Source organism: Streptomyces sp. LS1784 (assembly GCF_020103755.1).
In the GTDB taxonomy this organism is placed as follows: domain Bacteria; phylum Actinomycetota; class Actinomycetes; order Streptomycetales; family Streptomycetaceae; genus Kitasatospora.
In genome coordinates, this window is record NZ_JAHSQD010000616.1 from 1 (window position 1) to 4,636 (window position 4,636).

A 4,636-nucleotide genomic window follows, 5' to 3' on the forward strand; every position below is an offset into this window, starting at 1 on the left:
GCCAGCGCCCGTTCGCGCCGACGGCCGCTCCGGCGGCCGTGGCCGCCACCCCCGCCGTTGCCGTCACCCGGTGCGCCGGGCCGCTGCCGGCGGGACCGCTGGGTGGGCCAGAACAGCACGTACGCGGCGGAGACCACCACGAAGGCGAGCCGGACGAAGCCGCGGGCCGCGTCGGACGGCAGGAACAGCGTGCCGCCGTACAGCGCGACCAGCGCGATCCAGCTCCACCACGGGACGAGCCGCTTCTGCCCGACCGCGTCCCAGAGCAGGGTGCCGAGCAGGATCGAGGCCGTGTAGTACGTGTAGACGCTCGGGTCGAGCAGGATGCGGGCGTCCGCGCCCAGCAGCACCACGGCCGGCCAGCGCCCGCGCCAGACGGCGACGCAGCCGAGCCCGATGCCGAGCGCGAACTGGGTCGGGCGGTCCCACCAGGGGGTGGACGGGTCGGTGACCCCGAACCAGCGCAGTGCGGAGGCGGGCTGGTTCGGGATGGTGAACTTGGCGGCCGCCATGGTGTCCAGGTTGCCCAGGTAGAACGGCAGCCAGGCGATCGCCACCAGGGCGCAGAACCAGAGCGCGGTGCGCAGCCAGGCGGGCCGGGGCAGCGCCAGGATCAGCGGGGCGAAGGCGATCGCCCAGGGCTTGGAGTCCACCGCCAGCGCCAGGAAGACCGCGACCTGGACGGGCTTGCCGCGGGCCAGGGCGTGCGCGGCGAGGGTGGTGAAGAACAGCGCGAGGACGTCGTCCAGGTGCGCGAAGCGGACGGAGACCTCGACCCACATCGGGATGAACGCCAGCCCGGCGATCAGCAGCCGCTGCTGGAGCCGTCGGTGGTTGGTCCCGGTGCCGAGGTAGTACAGGGCGGCGGTGCGGCCGACCACGACCAGCATCACCAGGCCCAGCCCGGCGCTCACCGCCTCGGCGATCAGCTCGCCGGTGTGCGGTGCGAACGGGGCGGTGAGGCGGGCCGCGGCCAGGCTGACCGGGCCGATCTGGAGCTCCGGGTGGTGGGCGTAGAGCGACAGTCCGCCGTCGGGCTGACCGCTGAAAAGCAGTTGCTCGCCCTGGCGCAGGTAGTGCCAGGAGAAGCCACCGCTGGGCTCGACCAGGAAGAACCAGAGCACCGTCCAGGCCGTCAGCAGGACGTGGTGCCGCCGGAACGGCAGTCCGGCGATCCGCCCGGTCGCCGCCTCGTAATCGGTGGTGGTCCGTGCCGTGCGCGCTTCCCGCACCTGTCCTCTCCCGCCGTTCCGCCCCCCTCCGGCCGGACATCCTATGTGACGGAGGAGAACCGCCCGTGCCGCTCGCACACCCGTCCGACGGGACGGTGCGGGCGGCCCGGGGCACACCGGGAGCGACGCGGGGGCCGGGCCGGCATCAGCCGTGGCCCGGCCCCCGCGGGGAACGCCCTCTAGGTCGGCGCGCTTCGGCTCGGCGCGCTTCGGGTCAGCCCTGCTGGGCGGCCTTGCGGCGGCGCAGCACCACGAGGGTGCCGACACCGGCCGCCAGGACGGCGCCGCCGGTGGCCGCGATGGCGGTGGTGTTGTCACCGCCACCGGTCTGGGCCAGGGCCTTGTCGTTGCCGTCCGCGGTGGCCTTGGCCTTGTCGACGGCGGCCGGGGTCAGCGGCGGCGGGGTGATGACCGGGGGCTCCACCGGGAAGTCGATCGGACCCGAGGTGTCGCCGCTGCTCTCGGCCGGGGCCGGGGCGGTGGCCGAGCCGGAGGGCTCACCGGTGGCCGGGGTGGTCGGCTTCTCGGTGGGCTTCTCGGTGGGCTTCTCGGTCGGGGTCTCGGTGGGCTTCTCGGTCGGCTTCTCCGTCGGCGTGGCGGTCGCGGTGGCCGACGGGGAACCGCTCGCGGTCGGGCTGGGCTTGCCCGTCTGGGTCGGGGTCGGCGTCGGGCTGGGCTTGCCGGTGTGCGACGAGGTGGGCGTCGGCTTGCCGCCGGGCGCCTTGATGACGAAGCCCACGCCGCCGTCGCAGCTGAGGTGGCCGTTGTCGACCGGCTGGTGGCTGGAGTCGTCGAGCTGGGCGGCGAAGACGACCGGGACGACGCCGGCCCGGCCGAGCGGGGCACCGTCGGCGAAGGAGGCCCGGACCTTGATCGGGACGTTCTTGCCGCGGTTCACCCCGAGCAGGTCGTCGGCGACCGGGTTGCCGTCCGGGCCGAGGGTGCCGAGCAGCATCAGGACGGAGTCGTTCTTCTCTCCGCTCTTGTCGGGGGCGGCCACGGCGGTCTGCCACTCGCCCCCGGGGAGCCGGTACTGGACCTTGAGGTCCTTCGCCTGGAGCGAGCCCGCCTTGTTCTTGAACTTGAGCAGCGGGATGAAGACGAAGTCGTGCTTCGTCCGGTTGTCGACCTTGAAGGTGAACTCGCGGGCGTCACCGCCGGCGATGAAGGTGCCGGGCACGCCGTTCAGCGAGAGGTCGAGGCTCGCGTGCGACGCCTTGTCGGCCTGCGACGCGACGGCGGAGGGGGTGCCGGTGGTGCCGACGGCCATGGCGCCCTGGGCGCCGGCCAGCACGAGCGAGGACGCGAGCGCGGCGGCGCCGGCAAAGGCAAGACTGCGACGTATGGACAAGGAAGACCTCACGGAAGTGTCCGGGCGAGGCCCGGGCGCGAGGGGGCGGCCACAGACGCCGCGGACCCCCCGCGAAGCTGAAAGTCCGACGGAGAGTACCGAATGACCCGACCGGTCCGGAAGGCGGGTGGCCGACTACGGTCCGGACCCGGGGAAGTGGTGCCCGATTCATCCAACTCTGGCCACTTGCAAGGCTTTTGCGCCATGCCGAGGGGTGACCTACAGGTGACGGGTACACGCCCGGAGGACGGTCCCGCACGGCCTCCGGCGGCGAGCGGCGAATGCGCGCAGCGCCCGGCCCGCCGGAGGCCGGTCCGCACGGGCTCGGCCCCCGGCATCGGCCCGGGAGATCAGCCCGCGAAGAAGGACTTGGCCGCGATCATCGCCCGCTCGTCACCCAGCACGTCGCCCGGGCGGGTCCCGTTGCCGAGCAGCACCCCGCCCCAGCGCATCCCCATGTACTCGGCGGTCAGCCGCAGGGTGCCGATCAGCGGCTCCGCCTTGTCGTCCCCGCCGGCGAGGGCGGTGACGCCCCAGAGCGTGCCGCCGCCCAGCCGGGCGCGGAAGTCCACCCCGGGCACCCGCATCCAGGCCGACCAGTGGTCGAGGTAGAGCTTGGCGCTGGTCGGCAGCGAGTACCAGTACAGCGGCGCGACGAAGACCAGGTCCGTGGCGGCCAGGGTGGCGTCCAGCAGGGTCCGCTCCTGGCCGGCCGGCTCGGGGTAGCTGCCGTCACCGGTGTGCCGCAGGTCCCGGAAGGGCGGCAGCGGGTGCTCGTCCAGCCGCAGCCAGCGCTGCTCGGCGCCGGCCGGCAGGCTCGACTCGGCGGCCAGCCGGGCGAGTCGGGCCGAGTTGCCGTCGGCCCGCGCGCTGGCGTCGAGGAACAGGAACCGGCGCGGCGCCTCGGCGCCGGGCTGCTGATCGGCCATCAGGACTCCTCCGTCGTACGTGCGGTGCGGACGCAGGAGGGAGCTGCCGTCGAACGCCGGTTATTCCGTGCCCGTGCCGGCCCCGGGCACGGAACCCGGGGCGGCCGGCCGACGGTCAGTCGGGCAGTCCGGCCCGGCGGCGGGCGACGGCGGCGACCGCCGCCCAGTCCTTGTCCCCGTCGCCGTGGGCCAGCGCGTCCAGGAAGGCGTCCCGCAGGATGCTGCCGAACGGCAGCGGGACGTTGCGCGCGGCCCCCGCCTCCAGCGCGAGGCCGACGTCCTTGAGCCCGAGCGGCAGCCGGAACCCGGCCGGCTCGTAGCGGCGCTCGGCCACCATCGCGCCGTAGCCGGTGTGGACCGGCCCGGGGAAGAGCGTGCCGGTGAGCATTTCGACCAGGTCGGTCGGCCGGACGCCGTGCGCCTCGGCCAGGCTGCACGCCTCGGCCATCGACTCGATCGCGCAGGCGATCAGGAAGTTGGTGCTGATCTTGGCCGTGTTGGCCTGCCGGGGGCTCTCGCCGAAGTGCCAGGTGCGCTCGCCCATCGCGGCGAACAGCGGCTCGGCCCGCTCCAGCAGCCCGGGCTCGCCCGCGACCAGGATGTTCAGCCGCCCCGCCGCCGCGACCGGCGGCCGGCCGAGGACGGGGGCGGCGACGTAGCCGATGCCGTGCTCGGCGTGCAGCGCCTCGGCCCGCTCGGCGAGGGCGAGCGAGACGGTGGCCATGTTGACGTGCAGGGTCGCCGCGGCACCGGCCAGCAGCGCGGGGTCGAGCAACAGTTGCTCGACCGCCGTGTCGTTGGCGAGCATGGAGACCACCGTGTCGGCGGCGAACACCTCGGCGAGCGAGTCGGCCGCCTCCGCGCCCTCGGCCACCATGGCGGCCACCGGCTCCGGCGAGCGGTTCCAGACCCGTACGGTGTGGCCGGCCCGCAACAGGCTGCCGGCCATGCCGCGCCCCATCGCCCCCAGCCCCACGAAGCCGATCGTCCGCCCGGGCATTCGCGCACTCCTCTCGCCGCCACTGCTCGTGTGCGATCGACTGTACGTCAGGAGGCCTGCGGACCGGCCTGCGGACCCGCGGCCGGGCGGCGGCTCACGCGCAGGCCGGCAGCCGGCTGCGGTC

At 74.5% G+C, this 4,636-nt stretch carries 4 protein-coding genes; all 4 read right to left on the minus strand.

Features of this window, described 5'->3' with window-relative positions; all coding sequences use genetic code 11:
* On the minus strand, positions 1–1,232 hold a 1,232-nt coding region (locus tag KS423_RS38995), incomplete at its 3' end, for a hypothetical protein (RefSeq protein WP_374120115.1).
* A gap of 214 nt (positions 1,233–1,446) precedes the next feature.
* Entirely contained in the window at positions 1,447–2,583 is a 1,137-nt protein-coding gene (locus tag KS423_RS39000) for an LPXTG cell wall anchor domain-containing protein (RefSeq protein WP_224284469.1), read from the minus strand.
* Positions 2,584–2,933: 350 nt separating this feature from the next.
* A complete protein-coding gene (locus KS423_RS39005; protein WP_224284470.1) occupies positions 2,934–3,512 on the minus strand; it encodes a flavodoxin family protein in 579 nt (192 codons plus the stop codon).
* A gap of 115 nt (positions 3,513–3,627) precedes the next feature.
* Positions 3,628–4,563: an NAD(P)-dependent oxidoreductase gene (locus tag KS423_RS39010; RefSeq protein WP_224284472.1), complete on the minus strand. Its 936-nt coding sequence runs from the start codon at positions 4,561–4,563 to the stop codon at positions 3,628–3,630.
* Positions 4,564–4,636: the final 73 nt, after the last annotated feature.